Origin of the sequence: Chryseobacterium gambrini (assembly GCF_027920505.1) — a bacterium.
Classification (GTDB): domain Bacteria; phylum Bacteroidota; class Bacteroidia; order Flavobacteriales; family Weeksellaceae; genus Chryseobacterium; species Chryseobacterium gambrini.
Genome location: NZ_CP115857.1, coordinates 2,958,044 through 2,974,651 on the forward strand (window position 1 = coordinate 2,958,044; position 16,608 = coordinate 2,974,651).

The following is a 16,608-nucleotide window of genomic DNA, read 5'->3' on the forward strand; positions in this document are numbered from 1 at the left end:
TGGGTTGAGAATCGTATGTACAAAAAACCATTCTCAGACAGAAGGTCGAGAAAAAACATAAAAAAAAGGCTGTTTTCACGAGTTGTGATACAGCCTCTAATATTTTTATTTTCCGGAAGTGGCTTTTAAGATAATAGGTTCCAAATTGGAAGGAAGATCCGCAGATTTGATCTGATAATTTTTAATTTTCATTTCTTTAAACCAGTTTTCCCAGTATTCTTTGATGACGGCTTCTTCGAAAGGATTTCCTTTTTCCGGATTGATTCCTAAGACGATGACTTCGAGATTACTCAGATTGTCATTGGCTTTTACAAAGCCGAATTTATTTTTTTCTATAACTTCTTTAAAGTTGGAAGTTGTAAGAAGGTTAGCTTTTATGAGTTTGCCGGTAAGATAAGAGGTTTTGCTTCCTTCCGAAAATTTTGTGTTTTCATGGTACATATATCCGTCGGTAAGAATAAATAATATGTTTCTGTGGTCGTTTTTAATGCAGTAATCTTTTACCTTATTTTTAAAAAATTCCCAAATGTCAGAACCTACATAATTTCCGTCTTTTATCGCTGACTGATAAATCGTTGTCGGTAATTCCGAATATTTTTTATCCACCAGATCAAAATAGTTTCGGGGAGTGTTTTTATCAAAGGAAACTTTCAGCTCTTTGGTAAGTTCATTCATTTTCGGATCTAAAGGTTCCGGATTGAAGAAAACCTGCATCTGATCTTCGTAGGTAATGATTTTTTTAGATTTGATGTGGTTTAAAAATCCTTTTTCAATCGCTTTGATGTACTCGGTATCTCTCTGGAAATATTCCATTGTGGGATTCGGGTTCGTTTTAGGATCAATTCTGTCGGATAAATCAATTAAAATACTGACATTAATATTGTTTGAATCAACTACAACAGGATTTTTTGTTCCCTCTTCAGTTTTGCCGGTTTTATCTTTGCAACATGAAACCAAAGAAATAATCATTAATAAATAAAATATTTTTTTCATATTCTGTAATTTATAAGGATGATAAATAAACAAGGTTCTGATTGTCCGAATTGGCTCCTACAGTTTCCAGATTGGTATTATACGTAGAAATGCATTCATCAATCATGGTCTGTTTTTCCGTTCTGGAAACGGCAATTTTCTCTCCGATAAACGTGATCCAGCCCTGAACATATTCCGAAGCATACAGCTTGTAATCTTTGGTCGGAATAATTACGCCGTCGATAATATTCTGAAGTTCCTCAATTCTTCCTCTTATTTTAATGATGGATTCTTTTATATTTCCGATAGCCGCAAGAATTTCTTCAATTTCTTTCTTTAAAACATTAATTTTTTCCTGAAAAAATTCTACTCTTTTCTGTCTGATTTCCTGTTCGTTTTTAATCTTATCTTTTTCGCGGTGCTCTTTCATTACAAAGTCGAAAACGAGTCCCCAGATAATATACACGATGAATCCTGCGAAGATAATTTCCCAAAACTGATTTTTGGTAAAAGCAATTTTAAGATCAAATGGAAGAGAATCAAAAGTTTTTTCTACATCATATATTTTTTTTTCAATTTCATACGCTAAAATGACATCAAAAATAAAAGTCACCATAAGTAATAAACCGAGTTTGATATAATTGGCTGTAGTTTTATTCTCTCCAAACATATGGATCAAAAAACCTAATCCAAGAAATACAAAAGGAATTAAAACGACAAAAGCAGCTTCGGTTGAACCATCATTCCAGGCTTTAGCTAATGCCTGTGGATCAAAAACACTTTGTATCACAGTGCTTTTTGCGTCAAAACCTTTAAAGAATGCAGAATAGGAAGTTGAAATATAAAATACTCCTAAATATAAAGTTATCGGGATTAAAAGAAATAGCCCAATGATAAATTTTGCTGAAGCTCCTTTTGTGGCTTTTACATTGTATTTTTCGGGATTTCTGGGAAGATCAATGATTTCTGAGTTTAAGGTTTCAATGGTTTGCTGATGGCTTTCTACTTCCCTGTTTTTGGTTTTAAGCTGTTCTTCCTTGGTTTCCTGCGAAACAATGAGTGCTTTAATTTCTGTTTCGCGGTTCTTCTGTTCATTCACATAAGACTCTTTCAGCTGTTGCTGTTTTTCCACCATTTCTTTTTCTTCATTCTGAAATTTCGAGTAAACGGCATCCAGACAGATGGAAAGGGTAGAGTGGTTTCCGCTGGTTCGGGAACTGTCCCGGTAACCGGATTCGTGGTAGGTTCTTTTGCGTGTTTCCTCAGAAGACTCTTCGTCGGTATTCACTTCAGTTTTCGGAAGCTGCTCTTCTTTGGGTTCTGTGGGAACAGATTTTAGTTTAAATAAATTTTTTATACTGGTGGTATCCATGATGGTTAGTTTTTTAGTTCATATAAAATTTCACTTTTAGGCTTTCCTGTTCGTATCGCCTCGATGAGGTAATCTACGATGGCGGTTACATTTTCTTCCATAAACCCGAACATCAGAACGTACTTTTGCATCGTGGTATATTCATTCGGGGAAACAATTCCGTCTGCCCAGATCATGACGGTAAGATCGTACAGATAATCTATTTTTTCTTCGATTGTCTGCGGAATCAGCGACTTCATATTGAGCGGATTCAGAAGGATCTCGTCCAAATTTTTTGATGAAATGCCTCTTTCTTCGGCGCAGTTGTAAAGTATTTTCAGTTCAAGGGCACTGAAATCGTCATCACAGATCGCCATTTGATACAGCCTTAAGAAATGCGCTTTAAGATGTTCCGTAATGTTGTTATTTTCCATGATTGTCTTCTTCCTTGGGTTTTTTAGGATTAATAATTCGGTCTCTGGATACAGCTCTTTGATGGATGGGAACTGAAGGCTGTGAAGTTTCCCCGGTAATTTCTTCTTCCTTTTTCTGCTCGGTTTTTTCGACGAAACCTATCAGCAGAAATAAAATTCCTGTAACAACATCAATCGGAATCCACACACTTTTCCTTAACAGATAAATGGGAAGCACAGGATTGAAAAGAATAAGGATGATAAGGAAAATTATACTGAAGTAATGCTGCTTAAAGGTTAATGTATTGTACAAAACCAATAAAGCTCCTGCGGAAACAAGGATTCTGAGAAAAGTATAATATTCTATAGGAAGTCTGAAGATACCGATGAAACAGCATAACGCACAGAAGGTGAGAAATGGTTTCATATGCTGTAATTTTAAAATCCTGTCCGAAGGTTGTATTTGTAATTAAAACGGCTTTCAGACATGAACAGAAATGCAAAGAAATCAATAACGGAAATAATGACAGGAATAAAAGTCCAGCAAAATAACAGGTAAAGAATTCCCATAATGTTCTGCCCCAGATAAAATCTGTGGATGCCTATTCCTCCAAGGAAAAAAGCAAGTAAAGCGGCGGTAGATTTTGATTTCATAATTTTTTAAACTCGGGATAAAATTTCGTTTTTCTTTGTTTCAAACTCTTCCGGAGAAATAACTCCGCTTTCTTTTAGTCCTTTTAGTTTCTGTAATAAAGCAAAAGGATCTTCATTTTCAATCAGCAATGGTTTCTTCTCCTCCTGAAACATCTGAGGCTGTGTAATAATGGGCGTTGCATTATTTACGGTAACTCCTCCTGCGGAAGCTCTTAATGTCTCCAGATTTTTTTCTCTTCTTACACCCCGCATTCTTTCTTCCACTTCCTGCGCAAACTGGTATAGCTTTCGGGCTTGGTTTTTAGGCAGGTAATCCATCATATTGGTAAAATGTTGTGTTGTTTTTACCATAAAAGTTGAACCTACAATCCCTTCCTTAATATGGCAGTCTGCAACATCTACCCAGCTGTAATCCTGAAAATCCATAGACAAACCAAAGTTTTTGGGTCTGCAGAAAATAATTCTTCTGTTGGTAAGCGCGATGCAGTCCGGAGATAAATTGAGTACCGGTTTTTTCTGAACTGCAATGTATTCCATAGTTTCCTGCGAGGTGAGCAGACTGTTGATTCTCCCTAAAAGCTTTTCGACGGCTTTTGGATCTTGTTCTTCATTTAAAAATTTTTTTAAGTTCATGATGATATTTTGTTTTTAGTTACTTTACATCTTTATAAAAAACATATCCTTTCTTTCCGGAAGATTTTACCTTTACTTTGTACCATGAACCTTCTTTGGAAAGTGGAATCAGCTTTTCGTTTTTGTAAACTCTTACTAGAACGGGAGATTTCATAGATGGCTTTTCGTAAATATTGGTGGTGGCAATTCCGACAATGTATCGGTTGGAACTGAGGTCTACGTTTACCTCATCAATAAAAACTTTTGGAGGTTTATTGGATTTTGTTTTTGAAGAAGTATAAGAATCGGAAGTTTTATGCTTTTTAGTTTTCCTTTTCTTTGCTGAACTTCTGCCGGATGAATAACTTTCTGAAGAGCCGCCGCCGCAAACTCCGCAGGTTCCGCCGCTGCTGCAATGTCCGCACCGCGAACAGTTGGAACAGGCTGTACAATTGGCAGAACCTGTACATCTTCCTTCGTGTCCTATACTGTCGTTTGCTTTAAAGCAAGAGTTTAAAAGAAAAGAACCGAAGGCGATTATGATGAAGGGTATTAGTTTTTTCATGGTTAATTATAATTTTCTAATGTCTGGTGAAGCTGATTTCTATAGTTGTAGATTTCGTCCAGACTGTTTAATAAAACTTTTTCTCCGGCATCTTTTCCGTTGTGGAAAGTCTCCAGATATTTATTAGCGGTATTAAAATACAGTCTGCAAAGCGGTTTGCGGTTGTTGTCGTCGAGTAAAATTCCGAAGTAAGACAACGTGTCTCTGTAAGCAATTCTTGAGGAAGGAATTTTCTCCCGCAGAATGGCTTTTACGATCTGGAAGCCTTCCAATTCTTCTTCTGTGGTTACAATTTTAGACTCGCTGGTTTCATGGATGGGCTGCGAAGTTTTTACATCATCTTCGCGCTGTTCGATCTGTTCATTAATGCTCAAAGCAGATTTTAGCCTGAAACTGATGGATTCATTAATAGAAGTCGTTAATGCTTTTTTGGCATATTCTTTAAACGAGACCATTCGGTTTGCTGTTAAAGGCTTTTCGAAGAAACGGTTCACGAGGAGTTTTACCAGTTCATCGGACGGATTTTCAATTTCCTTTTCGAATTCTTTTCTGATGGCTTTGATGTACTTTAAAGCTTCCGCAGAATCCAGAATGCTTTCCAGATTGTAGTCTTTTTTGGTAAAGCTTTCCAGAATTTTGATAGAGCTGTCTTTAAGATCTTCAATATTGATGGTGAAAAACGGCTTTTCATCCATAATATTGGGCTTTTCCAGATCCGTGTAGAAATTGTAGACAATCCCGTTCGTTAAAACGCCGAATCGTGTTTTGGAAACATGATAATACCGGTGAAGCTGAGAATTGTGGGCATCTGCACTTTCTTTCCAGTGTTTGCATTCGATGATGAAAATAGGCTCGTCATTGTTTTTGATGACATAATCTACTTTTTCACCTTTCTTGGTTCCAATGTCGCAAACGTGTTCGGGAACCACTTCTGTAGGATTAAAAATATCATATCCTAAAATCTGAATAAAAGGCATCACAAAAGCATTTTTTGTGGCTTCTTCTGTTCCGATCTGGTCTTTTAGCCCGATTACTTTCTGGTGAAGCTGTTCCAGTTTAATTTTAAGATCCATGATTTTATTTTTTTAAAGTTTCATCTGTAATTTCTGCTTTCGGAGCATTCTGTTTTACGGAAGCAATGCCGTTTTCCATTCCGGATTTTGTGCTGTAAAGCTGACTTTTCCCAATGATTTCGCCGTTTCTTGCTTTCAGAACGAAATAATCTTTTTTGTTTACAGCCTCTCTTCTGTCGTATCTGGAATCGTCCTGAGAATTAATTTTTACGGATTCAATTCCTTTTATACAGGATGCTTTCTGAACGTAGCCTTCGCTTGTTAAAATAATTTCACCGTTTCCGGCTTTCAGATTAAACTGATACTCTTTGTTTACTCTTTGTGTGATGACGAATTTTCCCATGGTTATTGGTTTTATTGTAAATCCAGTGATTATTTTCTAATCACTGGAAATAATGATTTAAGCATACTGAATTAATTCCCAAGTGACTGCTTTTCCATCATAAGGAGGCATTCTGTTTCCTTTCGATATTGGAGCAGTTGTAGAAGGATTTCCGACTACTTTCCAAACTCCAGACTCTGGGCAGTTCTCTCCAGTTTTTGCTTTTGTTCCTAATGGTTTTTTTTCCATTGTAATAAAATTTATTGGTTTAACACTTCAAAAATATGAGCATTAATTTTCGATCGGTTACGGAAAACCGTAAACGCAGAATATTTAATAAAAAAACCTTCCAGAGTATCTGAAAGGCTATTAGTTTTTCGATGAAGTATAGCATTTAGATGATGCCGATGTCTTTGCACATCACAACAAGTTCGATGTTGTTTTTGGCTCCCAGTTCGTAGCGGAGATCATTCAGTCTTTTTTCGATGGCGCTTTTGCTGTCGGGCGTAATTTTATTTTCTTTAAAATGTTTTTCAATGTCGCCCTGTTTCCATCCTTTGGCAAGGAGCTCGATAAGCGTAACGTCATATTCTGTGAATTCGAAAGACGTATTTCTTATAGAGTTTAAAATCTCCTGCGGAATAACCGTTTCGCCGGAAAATACTTTTTTAATGGTGCTTCTGAGATCTTTTCCGTCATTTCTTCCCTTGCTTACAAAACCATTGATGTTGTGTATTTTAAAAAGATCGTCAATAATTTTCGGTTTCTTCTCAATAGAAAAGGCAATCACTTTCAGATTTGGCTGAATTTTTTTAACTTCTTCAATCAGTTGTTGTCCGGAATTGATCTTCTGCTCAAAATGATCTTTATCAAAAGACAGATCTGTAATCAGCAGATCATAGGAATCAGCAGTTGCAGCGGCTTTTATTTTTTGCAGGGCATCATCACAATAATTTACAAAATCAAAATGCGGAATCTGTAATTCGGTAAGTGCATTTACCACTCCTAAATTTCTGACTTCATGGTCTTCGGCTATCAGTACTTTTTTAAACATATTTCGATTGTATTGGTATGGTTATCTCAATAATTAATCCACCTGTTGGATTTTTTTCAAAAGTAATATCTCCTCCAATGCTTTCAATACGGTTTTCCGTATTATGGATTCCTGTGCCTTTTTGCTGCTCCAGATCGGCGATTCCTACGCCGTTATCGGTATATCTGATGATTAAATTTTTATCATTTTTCTCAAACTTTACGGAAGCCAGCTTTGCTTTGCTGTGCTTTTTCATGTTCACAAGAATTTCTCTTATGATGTAATACAACTCAAGCTGCGTGTTGTAAGGAATGTTTTCCCAAATGCTTTCTTTATAACTCACCGTTAAAACCCTCTGTTCCTCAGAAGAGTAGGAGGTTATCATGTTGATAAAACGCGGTGCAAAATCTTTCTCTGCTATATTTTCGTGCGAAATATCTCTGGATTCTTCGTACATTTTTTCAATATCATTAAGAATCTTGGTCTTATCCATTTCAGGATTGTTCTGAACATCAATCATCATGTGATACAATCCATTCGCAACCACATCATGCACTTTTTTCGACATTTCGAGCTGTGTGTTTTTGACTTCGATTTCTTTTTCTTGTTTTAATTGTTTTTGTCTTTTTATGTACCAATATGTAGTGCCTAATAATAATAAAATTAAAGCAGAAATTCCTGCGCTCTTTATTAAGCCTTGTGAAATTAATCTCTGATTTTCTGCATCTTTTTGTGCCACATCATATCTTACCATTGCAAATTGGCTTTTATGCTTATTTCTTATGGTTTGTAAATTATAATTGATGGAATCAAACTTGTTAAAATTTGAAAGATATTTTTCAGGCTGTAAAGTTATGATTCTTCTTAGTGCCGTAATCTGATCATCTGGACTATTATTTTGTATTGCTTCTTTAAGCATTTTTTGTGCGTACTCTAAAGACAACTTTTTGTCTTTATCATAATAGTATGTTGATAAAGTTTCGAAACTTGAATTTAATCCTTCTCCATCGTTATTTTTTTGTCTTATTTCTAAAGCTTTATAAAACTCGGGTAATGGATTGTAGTTTTTGTCATCAAGATATTTAGCTTTTGCTAAGTTATTTATTGCTCTGGAATAATTAACCGCACTATCTGCAAGAGCTGCTTTTTCTAAATATGTCTTAGCTAATTTAAGGCTATCTAATGTTATAAGTAAATCACCAATGTTATTATAGCAAATATATGTGTTTTCTTTTCCTTCAACATATTTGATTGCAATGAGATAAAAAGAGAGTGCATCATTGAAATTTCGGAGTGCATTAGATGAGATTGCTAAATTATTATAATTTGTTGCAAGTAAATTTTTGTTGATTTTATCATCCTTTTTCTTAATATATTTATTTGCTTCGAGAGAGGATTCAATTCCACCTAAAAAATCTCCTTTTTTTGTTTGGATCATTCCCATATTAATTAATGATCTTGCTGTTCCGACAGAATCATTAATTGTAATTAAGTCGTTTTTTGCTAAATTGTAATAATAAAAAGCGGAGTCATAGGATTGTGATTCTCTACAAATGAATGCTTTCTGAAAATTTACATTATCTTCAGTTTTTTTATTATCTCTTTTACATGAACTTATTATAAGTAGTATAGTTATTAGGAAAAAATTTTTCATGGATTGGATTTAGTTTTTACAAAGTAAAACAAAAGGACAGATTTATGCAATCTGTCCTGTATTAAATTATGGATTGGTAAAAGGAGGTGGAAGTTGTCCTGTATTTCCTCCAACCGGTCCACCGCTTCCCGGTCCATCCGGATCGACTCCGTCTCCCGGATCCGTTCCTGTTCCCGGATCTGCCAATTGAGTGGTTGGCTGTCCGTTATTATTATTCCCGTTGTTATTACATGATGCATTGGCATTATTATTCCCGAATGCTAATGAGATTAGCATTAATATTAAGTTTAACATTTTTTAAAAATTTTATAAGAGTTTGGATAATTTTCTTCCTCTCAGGAGATTACCGAGCTGTACACTGTTAAAATTTTCGAAGCGCTTCTTAAATTTTTTTGGGAAGTGAACCTTTAAAAACGGAAGAGAAACATCTGCTTCCCAACCCGGAGTTTTCTTCCGTTTTATCTGGCAATTTTTGAAATCAGTTTCGTAACTTTGTTGTATTCTGTTGTTTTAATTGTTTGTTTCTCACTGATTTCTATGGCAAAGTAACGGCGAAAGGAAGAGCAAGGGTTAGAAAGTTTTTGGAAAGTTTTTGGAAAGTTTTTTCAGTGGGAAGTACGGAAAACCGTAATGATGTTGATATAAAACTTCATAATTTTCGCACCAATAACCGTTGAATATGTCAAAATTTTTATCTGAGAAAAAAAAATTACTGGAAGATGTCTATGAACAGGCTTCAAAAGAAGCTACAGAGACATCATTTAATGGAATCCTTTTGCATCTTGAAAGAGTACTACAAGATAAATACGAAGGGTTAAGTTATAAAACTTTTGAAAACTATTATAAGGCGATAGTTGAAAAAGGAGAAGATTATAATATAAAAAGATCAACATTAGATAATCTTAGTAAATATTTAGGATATGATGATTTTAGTAAATATTGTTCTGAATGGAAGACAATAGAATATACAATCCAACAAGCAGTTTCTAAAATTGTTATTACAATTATTAATAAACCAATTTTTACAATACCAGATATAATTAAGAAAAACGGGTTAGGTATTTTAGAAATGACTTTTATTCTATTAATGGTTACGGGCGGCGTTGCTTTTTCTGGTAATAAAGGAAAAGGTGTGGGTATTGTTTCAAGCCCTCTTCCTCCTGCTGTTGAAAAACCATATATGTATTGGGATAAAGACCGATATATGGCAACAGACAGCAGTTATTTAGGACCTCAAAAGGATGTGATTCCAATGGATAGAACTCTATTTGTATACTTTAAAAAAATTACAAGACCTGATACACTTAACGAAAAAAACTCAATGCGGAAAGTCTGGTATGATAAAAGCAATAATCACGTAGAATTTTTCACAAATTTTGGACAGCATCCTGAAAACGGAAAAACGCTGAAAGATGTTTCGAAAGGAATACTTGAAACCTATGCAGGAGAAAACGCGATACTGGAAGAAGAATAGTTAAAAAAATCTATAAAATAGCTAACAAAAATTCGGGCGGTTTCCTCTGGAAACCGCCCGAATTCTATGATATTAACGCTCTGTAACTAGCGATATTAAAAATCGTCTGTGCTAAATTTTCTGCGATGACAGATCACGGATAAACAATAAATTATTGTTCATTCAGCATTCCCAGTTCGCCGAAATGCTTTTTAAACTTCTGAATTTTCGGTCCTACCACAGCGCTGCAATACGGCTGAGTCGGGTTTTCGTTATAATATCCCTGGTGATACTGTTCCGCTGCCCAGAATTTATCGAATTTCGTTACTTCCGTTACATAGGTTCCCTGCCATCTTCCGGACTCTTTGGATTTTTCAATGGCCGCTTCAGCTTTTGCCTTTTCCGCATCGTCTTTGTAATAAATAACAGAACGGTATTGCGTTCCGATATCATTTCCCTGTCTGTTAAGCTGGGTAGGATCGTGAAGGAAAAAGAAAACATCCATTAACTGTTCATAAGAAATAACGGCAGGATCATAAGTGATCTGTACCACTTCCGCATGTCCGGTTTCTCCGGTGCATACCTCTTCATACGTCGGATGGTCTTTGTGACCTCCCGAATATCCGGAAACCGCAGACTGTACTCCTTTCAGCATATTGAAACAGCTTTCCACACACCAAAAACATCCGCCCCCGAAAGTAATCTGTTCTAAATTGTTGTTATCCATAAATTAATTATTGTAATTTCTTGTTTTCTCCTGTGAGAGATGGAGAAAAACCTATCAAAAATAAGGAAAAGTTTTTCAATCAGGCGTTCAAAATTCAAATTGTCATGATAGATGAGACAAATTTTTTCAAACACAATCAGCACAAATGTTTTCATCAAATAAAAATCCAAAATCTGCGTTATCCGCACAATCTGCGAGAGAATTTAATAAAGATATTGAGATAGAATAGAGATCCTTCGACTGCTTCGCGCTCAGGATGACAATGCCGCAAATTGTTGCTTATAAAGTCCTTGATATTGGCAATGTCACGCTGAGAAAATTTTTTTCAAACACAATCAGCAGAAATATTTTCACAAATTAAAGCCCGAAAATCTGCGTTATCTGCACAATCTGCGAGAGAATTTTAATAACTATATTGAGTTAGAATAAAGATCCTTCGACTGCTACGCGCTCAGGATGACAGTGCCGCAAATTGTTGCTTATAAAGTCGTTGATATTGGCAATGTCACGCCGAGACAAATTTTTTTCAAACACAATTAACACAAATATTTTCACAAATAAAATCCAAAATCTGCTTTATCTGCACAATCTGCGAGAGAATTTTAATAATAGTATTGAGTTAGAATAGAGATCCTTCGACTGCTTCGCGCTCAGGATGACAGTTCTGCAAATTGTTGCTTATAGAGTCGTTGATATTGGCGATGTCATGCTGAGAAAATTTTTTTCAAACACAATAAGCACAAATGTTTTCATCAAATAAAAATCCAAAATCTGCGTTATCCGCACAATCTGCGAGAGAATTTTAATAATGTTATTGGGTTAGAATAAAGATCCTTCGGCTGCTTCGCGCTCAGGATGACAGCACTGCAAATTGTTGTTTATAAGGCTATTGGTATTAGCAATGTCACGCCGAGACAAATTTTTTCAAACACAATCAGCACAAATATTTTCACAAATTAAAGCCCTAAAATCTGCGTTATCAGCACAATCTGCGAGAGAATTTAATAATGGTATCGGGTTAGAATAAAGATCCTTCGACTGCTTCGCGCTCAGGATGACAGTGCCGCAAATTTGTTACTCATAGAGATTAGTATTAGCGATGTCATGCTGAGCCTGTCGAAGCATCTACAAAGATGAAATAAAAACAAAAAAGCACCCTTAAAGAAGGATGCCTGTATTATTTGAGAATCATTGCGATTTTGCGTTAAAAAATTTAAGAGAAATCAACGCAGATAATCAAAATGTTCCGGTTATTTTTCCCAAACCAAAGCACTTGCGCCTAAAATAGCAGCATCGGCTTCGTCCAGTTCACTGAAAACCAATTTTACCTTGTTTCTGAAAATAGGAAGTAAGTTTCTTTCCATATGAAGTTTGGTAGGTTTTAAAATAAAATCTCCTGCTTTTATCACGCCGCCAAATAAAAGAATGGCTTCCGGAGAAGAGAACATCACAAAATTTGCCAGAGCTTCCCCCAGTTTCTGTCCGGTATATCGGAACACTTCAATAGAAATCGGATCGCCCTGTAAAGCGCATTCGTGAACAGTTTTAGAATTAATGGATTCTTCAGGATACTGATTCAGTAAAGATTCAGGAAATTCAGCTCTCATTTTTTTTGCGGTAATCGCAATTCCGGTTGCCGATGCGTAGGCTTCAAGACAGCCTTCAGAACCCGTGCTCCAGTGTTTTCTTCCGCCGGGTTTTACGATGGTGTGTCCCAGTTCTCCGGCAAATCCGTCGTGTCCGTAGATGAGTTTTCCCCCTGCAACAATTCCGCTTCCAACGCCTGTTCCCAGAGTAATCATGATGAAATCTTTCATGCCTCTTGCAGCGCCGAAAAGCATTTCTCCGATGGCTGCGGCATTCGCGTCATTAGTAATGGTACACGGAAGCCCGAATTTTGCCGACATCAGTTCCGCAAAAGGGATGATTCCTTTCCACGGAAGATTGGGAGCCTGTTCTATGGTTCCTGTATAGTAGTTGGCATTGGGAGCACCGACACCGATCCCATCAAAATTTTTCTCTTTTCCATGGCTTTCGATCAGGGGATGAACCGCCTCGTATAAAGCGTCAATATATTCTTCTACAGTAGGATAGGCATCTGTGCGGATGTTTCCTTTTTCCAAAACTTCGCCTCTGTGGTTTACCACTCCAAATTTTGTGTTCGTTCCGCCGATATCAATTCCCAGCGCAACGTTTTTTGACAAATCTACTAATGACATTCTGTTCTAAAATTCTAAAAGGCTAAAATTATAAAAAAGATCTTATTATTAGACGATTAACCAAAGATTTATTTTAAAAAAATATTATGTTGCTTTTGGGGTTTTCTTTTTTCTTCTTCCCCACCAGATCATGAAGCCAGTGACTGGTAATGAGGCACATATCAAACTTACAATGAAAGCAATGATCTTTGTGGGAAGTCCTAAAATGGATCCGACGTGGATATCGTAGTTGGCTCCCACCGTTTTTTCGCCAAAATTTTTGTCTTTCATATCATGCGTATGAAGCAGTTCTCCAGAGTTTTCATCGAAAATAAGACTGCTGCTTTTGTGATAGGAATAGGAGAGGTGTTTTACATAGACTTCAAAATTCGGATGTTCGTGGTCGTCCATATGTTCGTGTCCGAGATCGATAGAAAAGTTATAGGAATCGGGATATTTTGCTTTAACGGTATTGCTTATTTTGTCTAAAGTTCCTTCGGTTCTCCATTCAATCGGTGTTTTTGTTTTGATTGATGAAAAGTCGGGATAAGCGGTTTTTCCTCCTGAAAAGATGAAATATATTGATGACTGAATGAATAAAAAGGCGTAAAATAATCCGGTAATGGAGAAAATCAGCGCGAAAACGGAAGCGTAAAAACCTAAAACGTTGTGTAGATCATAATTTTTTCTTTTCCAGTTTTGTACATTTTTCCATTTGAAAGAAAAACGCTGTTTTCTTGCGGCTTTATTTTTAGGCCACCACAGAATGATTCCGGAAATCAGCATGAATACAAAAATCAGCACAGGAATTCCCACAACATAGGTTCCCCAGGATTGTTTTAAAAGAAAACTCCAGTGGATCATTTTAACGATCTGAAAAAATCCGTTTTTCTCGTCGTAGGTTTCCAAAACTTTTCCGTTATAGGGATTTACATAAGCTACTTTATAGATGGGAAATTCATCAAAATAATTCCAGCCTTTCGGATCGTGTTCGTACCAGTAGAAAAGATAGGACATCTTTTTATCAATCGGAATGTTCACCCAATGCACAGGATATTTTTCTTTTACCTGCGCCACCACTGCTTTTTCCAGCGTTCTTATCGGAAGAACCTGTTTCTGATCGATGTTCTGCTCGTTATGATAGATCACGTCTTTTCTTGTTGCATTTTCAATTTCATCCTTGAAAACGTACAATGCTCCCGTTATCGAAATAATGAAGATCAGAAATCCAATCCCAAGACCGAGCCACAAATGCAGTTTTCCCGTCCATTTTTTAAAGGCATCTGGCTTTTTTTTGTGATGATGCTTTTTCCTCATTTTTTATTAAACTTTTAATGAAAGAAAAGTCAGCCTCCGGAAAGGCTAACTTTAAGATTGATAGTTAAAATTTATATCCGACAGAAAGTCTCCAGTTTCTAGGAGCATTGTAGATCCATGCATATGAACCGTCGTCTGATCTGTATCCGCTATACAGTTTTCTATTTAAAGTATTATTTAAGAGCAAATTAACATCGAATTTTTTAGCGGCATAAGAAATACCAAAGTTCGTATCAAAATAATCTTCAAGACGTTGATCGTATTTCGCGGTTGTTCCAAACCAGGACTGTCTTCCTCCCTGATACTGATATCCTGCCGAAATACCGAATCCTTTTAGCATACCATTTTCAAATCTGTAGCTTAGCCATGTGTTTTGTACATTCTTGGCATTTCCGGGAGATTGTACGCCAATTCTTGCAGGATCGGTATCTTTTACTGTTTTGGCGTCTGTATAGGCATAATTGATTACTACATTTAATCCTTTAAAAATTTCCCCTTTAATATCTGTTTCAAAACCTCTTGCTCTTTGTTCTCCGGTGGCTACCTGAAATGCGATCCCGTTGTTCTCATTAATGTTTCCGGCAACCAGAATATTTTTTCTTCTGATTTCGTAGAATGCAAATGTTGTGTTCCATTTTCCGTTAAACCAGTCTTTTTTCAGACCAAATTCAATGTTCTGACCTTTGAACGGATCTGTAATTGAGGTGTTGTTTTTGCCTATTCCGGATTGTGGAGCGAAAGTTTTATCAAAAACCCCATATACGGAAAAATCATCTTTAAAAGAGTAGCTTAACCCAACTCTCGGCGTGAATTCATCAGCTTTATCTTTCGGAACAATATTGTTTTCAGAATAAAAAGGATATCCTGCGTATGTGGTACCGTTTGTATATCTTCCTCCTAATGTTAAACGTAATTTATTGTTAAACATTTCTATTTGATCCTGAGCATAATAGGAGGTGTACTTTACACCCTGATCATTGTAAAAAGGAGCGGAAGGATTTAATGTGTAAAAATCGGCAGAAGGTAATGTTGAAGGATCTACACCATACTGAGGATGGTAGATATTTAAAGGATAAACACCATTGGCATACCCGGAAAAATCTGCATTATATTTTCTTTCTCCGTAATCAAATCCGGCAATAATTTTGTGGGTGATATTTCCCGTTTTCAGGCTTCCTCTTACGTATGTCTGGAAAATATGGTTTTTTCCGACCGCCTGCCAGTTGCTTAATGTTCTGTTAAAAATACTGCTGTTCTTAGTGTCGAAACTTCCCCACCACGAACCTCCGTCGTAGTTCAGATCCATGTAAGCATACTGAGTGCTCCACAACCAGTCTTTGGATAGCTTTTGATCTAATGTAAGAAATAAGCTCTGATCTTTTACTTCGGTTTCTTTAAAGTTTTTGTCGTTGAAGTTTGTGTGTACATTTAATGATGCATATCCGTCATTCGACATTAAATACGCTCCCGGCTGAGAGAATTTTAAAAACTGATAATTGTACTGTGCCGTTAAAGTGGTTGTTTTAGTCGGTCTGAAAGTAATAGACGGAGCAACGATGATCTTTTTTGTCTTATCATTTTCTACCCATGATCCGTTGGTGCTTCCCATTAAATTTAAACGGTAATCTAAAACTCCGTTTTTAATAATGACACCATCCAAATCTGCTTCCCCTCTGAAAAGATTATAACTTCCTGTTGTAAATCTCACTGAGTTTTGGAATTTTCCCGTCGGTTTCTTCGTTACAACATTATAAAAACCTGCAGGATCTCCCATAGAACCCATAAATCCTGCCGGTCCCTTTACAAATTCTATTCTGTCTATAATTGAAACATCCGGATTAATCGGTCCCCACGTTGAAGTAACGTTCATTCCGTTCATATAGGTAGCAATACTTGCTCCCCGCATAAACACATTTGAATAAACATTATCCCAGTGCTCTACTTTTCTTGCCCCGCTTACATTTCTTACAATGCCTTCAGACATATTCAGTGTAATCTGATCTGCTAAAATTCCGGCACTAATAGTTTGCACATTCTGAGGAAGTTCAAGAATCGGAGTCTGCAGTCTTAAAGATCCCGAAACTTCATCTAATTTGTATTTTTGATAATATTTCCCCTTTACAATTACCTCTTCAATATCATTTCCTTTAATTGAATCTTTTTCCTGAGCAAACGTTAGCATGGAACCTAACAGCGAAGCACAGATCAGTACATTTTTCATGAAACCTTAAATTTTTCTGCAAATATATTGTTTTTAATTATTC

At 36.2% G+C, this 16,608-nt stretch carries 18 protein-coding genes; 1 reads left to right on the plus strand and 17 read right to left on the minus strand.

Annotation, left to right across the window (positions count from 1 at the left end; all coding sequences use genetic code 11):
• Positions 1–105: 105 nt before the first annotated feature.
• From PFY09_RS13430 to PFY09_RS13490, 13 genes are all read right to left on the minus strand, one after another.
• Positions 106–993 carry a hypothetical protein gene (locus PFY09_RS13430; protein WP_271160039.1) on the minus strand — a complete coding sequence of 296 codons (888 nt, stop codon included), beginning with the start codon at positions 991–993 and terminating at the stop codon, positions 106–108.
• Positions 994–1,003: 10 nt separating this feature from the next.
• Complete coding sequence (locus tag PFY09_RS13435; RefSeq protein WP_271160040.1) at positions 1,004–2,344, minus strand: beta-carotene 15,15'-monooxygenase; 1,341 nt, start codon at positions 2,342–2,344, stop codon at positions 1,004–1,006.
• Positions 2,345–2,349: 5 nt separating this feature from the next.
• Positions 2,350–2,757, minus strand: a complete 408-nt coding sequence (locus tag PFY09_RS13440; RefSeq protein ID WP_271160041.1) for a hypothetical protein — start codon at positions 2,755–2,757, stop codon at positions 2,350–2,352.
• Positions 2,747–3,163, minus strand: a complete 417-nt coding sequence (locus PFY09_RS13445) for a DUF6804 family protein (RefSeq protein WP_214587915.1) — start codon at positions 3,161–3,163, stop codon at positions 2,747–2,749. Before PFY09_RS13445 ends, PFY09_RS13440 begins: the two co-directional genes overlap by 11 nt.
• Before the next feature lie 11 nt (positions 3,164–3,174).
• Positions 3,175–3,390, minus strand: coding sequence for a TM2 domain-containing protein (locus tag PFY09_RS13450; RefSeq protein ID WP_076391204.1), 216 nt, complete (start codon positions 3,388–3,390; stop codon positions 3,175–3,177).
• A 6-nt stretch (positions 3,391–3,396) separates the two neighbouring features.
• Entirely contained in the window at positions 3,397–4,023 is a 627-nt protein-coding gene (locus tag PFY09_RS13455; protein WP_214587917.1) for a PH domain-containing protein, read from the minus strand.
• A 19-nt stretch (positions 4,024–4,042) separates the two neighbouring features.
• Positions 4,043–4,567 carry an SH3 domain-containing protein gene (locus PFY09_RS13460; protein WP_108408932.1) on the minus strand — a complete coding sequence of 175 codons (525 nt, stop codon included), beginning with the start codon at positions 4,565–4,567 and terminating at the stop codon, positions 4,043–4,045.
• A gap of 2 nt (positions 4,568–4,569) precedes the next feature.
• Positions 4,570–5,640, minus strand: a complete 1,071-nt coding sequence (locus PFY09_RS13465; protein ID WP_271160042.1) for a type I restriction endonuclease — start codon at positions 5,638–5,640, stop codon at positions 4,570–4,572.
• Positions 5,641–5,644: 4 nt separating this feature from the next.
• Complete coding sequence (locus PFY09_RS13470; RefSeq protein ID WP_076391212.1) at positions 5,645–5,983, minus strand: YegP family protein; 339 nt, start codon at positions 5,981–5,983, stop codon at positions 5,645–5,647.
• A 57-nt stretch (positions 5,984–6,040) separates the two neighbouring features.
• On the minus strand, positions 6,041–6,211 hold the full coding sequence (locus PFY09_RS13475; protein ID WP_002981870.1) for a hypothetical protein: 171 nt from the start codon (positions 6,209–6,211) through the stop codon (positions 6,041–6,043).
• A 145-nt stretch (positions 6,212–6,356) separates the two neighbouring features.
• Positions 6,357–7,016 (minus strand): response regulator, encoded by a 660-nt coding sequence (locus tag PFY09_RS13480; RefSeq protein ID WP_271160043.1) that lies wholly within the window; start codon positions 7,014–7,016, stop codon positions 6,357–6,359.
• Positions 7,009–8,649 carry a tetratricopeptide repeat-containing sensor histidine kinase gene (locus tag PFY09_RS13485; RefSeq protein ID WP_271160044.1) on the minus strand — a complete coding sequence of 547 codons (1,641 nt, stop codon included), beginning with the start codon at positions 8,647–8,649 and terminating at the stop codon, positions 7,009–7,011. Before PFY09_RS13485 ends, PFY09_RS13480 begins: the two co-directional genes overlap by 8 nt.
• A gap of 66 nt (positions 8,650–8,715) precedes the next feature.
• Positions 8,716–8,925 (minus strand): hypothetical protein, encoded by a 210-nt coding sequence (locus PFY09_RS13490; protein ID WP_271160045.1) that lies wholly within the window; start codon positions 8,923–8,925, stop codon positions 8,716–8,718.
• A gap of 403 nt (positions 8,926–9,328) precedes the next feature.
• Between PFY09_RS13490 and PFY09_RS13495 the strand changes: the two genes are divergently transcribed.
• The gene (locus PFY09_RS13495; protein ID WP_271160046.1) at positions 9,329–10,123 is read left to right on the plus strand and encodes a hypothetical protein; all 795 of its coding nucleotides are present in this window, start codon (positions 9,329–9,331) and stop codon (positions 10,121–10,123) included.
• 151 nt (positions 10,124–10,274) lie between these two features.
• Here PFY09_RS13495 and msrA read toward each other — a convergent pair whose 3' ends face one another.
• The 4 genes from msrA to PFY09_RS13515 form a co-directional block, all read right to left on the minus strand.
• On the minus strand, positions 10,275–10,829 hold the full coding sequence (gene msrA / locus PFY09_RS13500) for a peptide-methionine (S)-S-oxide reductase MsrA (RefSeq protein ID WP_087706943.1): 555 nt from the start codon (positions 10,827–10,829) through the stop codon (positions 10,275–10,277).
• 1,250 nt (positions 10,830–12,079) lie between these two features.
• On the minus strand, positions 12,080–13,048 hold the full coding sequence (locus tag PFY09_RS13505; RefSeq protein WP_271160047.1) for an ROK family protein: 969 nt from the start codon (positions 13,046–13,048) through the stop codon (positions 12,080–12,082).
• A gap of 84 nt (positions 13,049–13,132) precedes the next feature.
• The gene (locus tag PFY09_RS13510; RefSeq protein WP_271160048.1) at positions 13,133–14,344 is read right to left on the minus strand and encodes a PepSY-associated TM helix domain-containing protein; all 1,212 of its coding nucleotides are present in this window, start codon (positions 14,342–14,344) and stop codon (positions 13,133–13,135) included.
• A gap of 64 nt (positions 14,345–14,408) precedes the next feature.
• Positions 14,409–16,565 carry a TonB-dependent siderophore receptor gene (locus tag PFY09_RS13515; protein ID WP_271160049.1) on the minus strand — a complete coding sequence of 719 codons (2,157 nt, stop codon included), beginning with the start codon at positions 16,563–16,565 and terminating at the stop codon, positions 14,409–14,411.
• Between the last annotated feature and the right edge of the window lie 43 nt (positions 16,566–16,608).

Bases quoted from the DNA above. Each gene is read 5' to 3' on its own strand.
- PFY09_RS13430 (WP_271160039.1), bottom strand. From the start codon at position 993: ATGAAAAAAATATTTTATTTATTAATGATTATTTCTTTGGTTTCATGT.
- PFY09_RS13435 (WP_271160040.1), bottom strand. From the start codon at position 2,344: ATGGATACCACCAGTATAAAAAATTTATTTAAACTAAAATCTGTTCCC.
- PFY09_RS13440 (WP_271160041.1), bottom strand. From the start codon at position 2,757: ATGGAAAATAACAACATTACGGAACATCTTAAAGCGCATTTCTTAAGG.
- PFY09_RS13445 (WP_214587915.1), bottom strand. From the start codon at position 3,163: ATGAAACCATTTCTCACCTTCTGTGCGTTATGCTGTTTCATCGGTATC.
- PFY09_RS13450 (WP_076391204.1), bottom strand. From the start codon at position 3,390: ATGAAATCAAAATCTACCGCCGCTTTACTTGCTTTTTTCCTTGGAGGA.
- PFY09_RS13455 (WP_214587917.1), bottom strand. From the start codon at position 4,023: ATGAACTTAAAAAAATTTTTAAATGAAGAACAAGATCCAAAAGCCGTC.
- PFY09_RS13460 (WP_108408932.1), bottom strand. From the start codon at position 4,567: ATGAAAAAACTAATACCCTTCATCATAATCGCCTTCGGTTCTTTTCTT.
- PFY09_RS13465 (WP_271160042.1), bottom strand. From the start codon at position 5,640: ATGGATCTTAAAATTAAACTGGAACAGCTTCACCAGAAAGTAATCGGG.
- PFY09_RS13470 (WP_076391212.1), bottom strand. From the start codon at position 5,983: ATGGGAAAATTCGTCATCACACAAAGAGTAAACAAAGAGTATCAGTTT.
- PFY09_RS13475 (WP_002981870.1), bottom strand. From the start codon at position 6,211: ATGGAAAAAAAACCATTAGGAACAAAAGCAAAAACTGGAGAGAACTGC.
- PFY09_RS13480 (WP_271160043.1), bottom strand. From the start codon at position 7,016: ATGTTTAAAAAAGTACTGATAGCCGAAGACCATGAAGTCAGAAATTTA.
- PFY09_RS13485 (WP_271160044.1), bottom strand. From the start codon at position 8,649: ATGAAAAATTTTTTCCTAATAACTATACTACTTATAATAAGTTCATGT.
- PFY09_RS13490 (WP_271160045.1), bottom strand. From the start codon at position 8,925: ATGCTAATCTCATTAGCATTCGGGAATAATAATGCCAATGCATCATGT.
- PFY09_RS13495 (WP_271160046.1), top strand. From the start codon at position 9,329: ATGTCAAAATTTTTATCTGAGAAAAAAAAATTACTGGAAGATGTCTAT.
- msrA (WP_087706943.1), bottom strand. From the start codon at position 10,829: ATGGATAACAACAATTTAGAACAGATTACTTTCGGGGGCGGATGTTTT.
- PFY09_RS13505 (WP_271160047.1), bottom strand. From the start codon at position 13,048: ATGTCATTAGTAGATTTGTCAAAAAACGTTGCGCTGGGAATTGATATC.
- PFY09_RS13510 (WP_271160048.1), bottom strand. From the start codon at position 14,344: ATGAGGAAAAAGCATCATCACAAAAAAAAGCCAGATGCCTTTAAAAAA.
- PFY09_RS13515 (WP_271160049.1), bottom strand. From the start codon at position 16,565: ATGAAAAATGTACTGATCTGTGCTTCGCTGTTAGGTTCCATGCTAACG.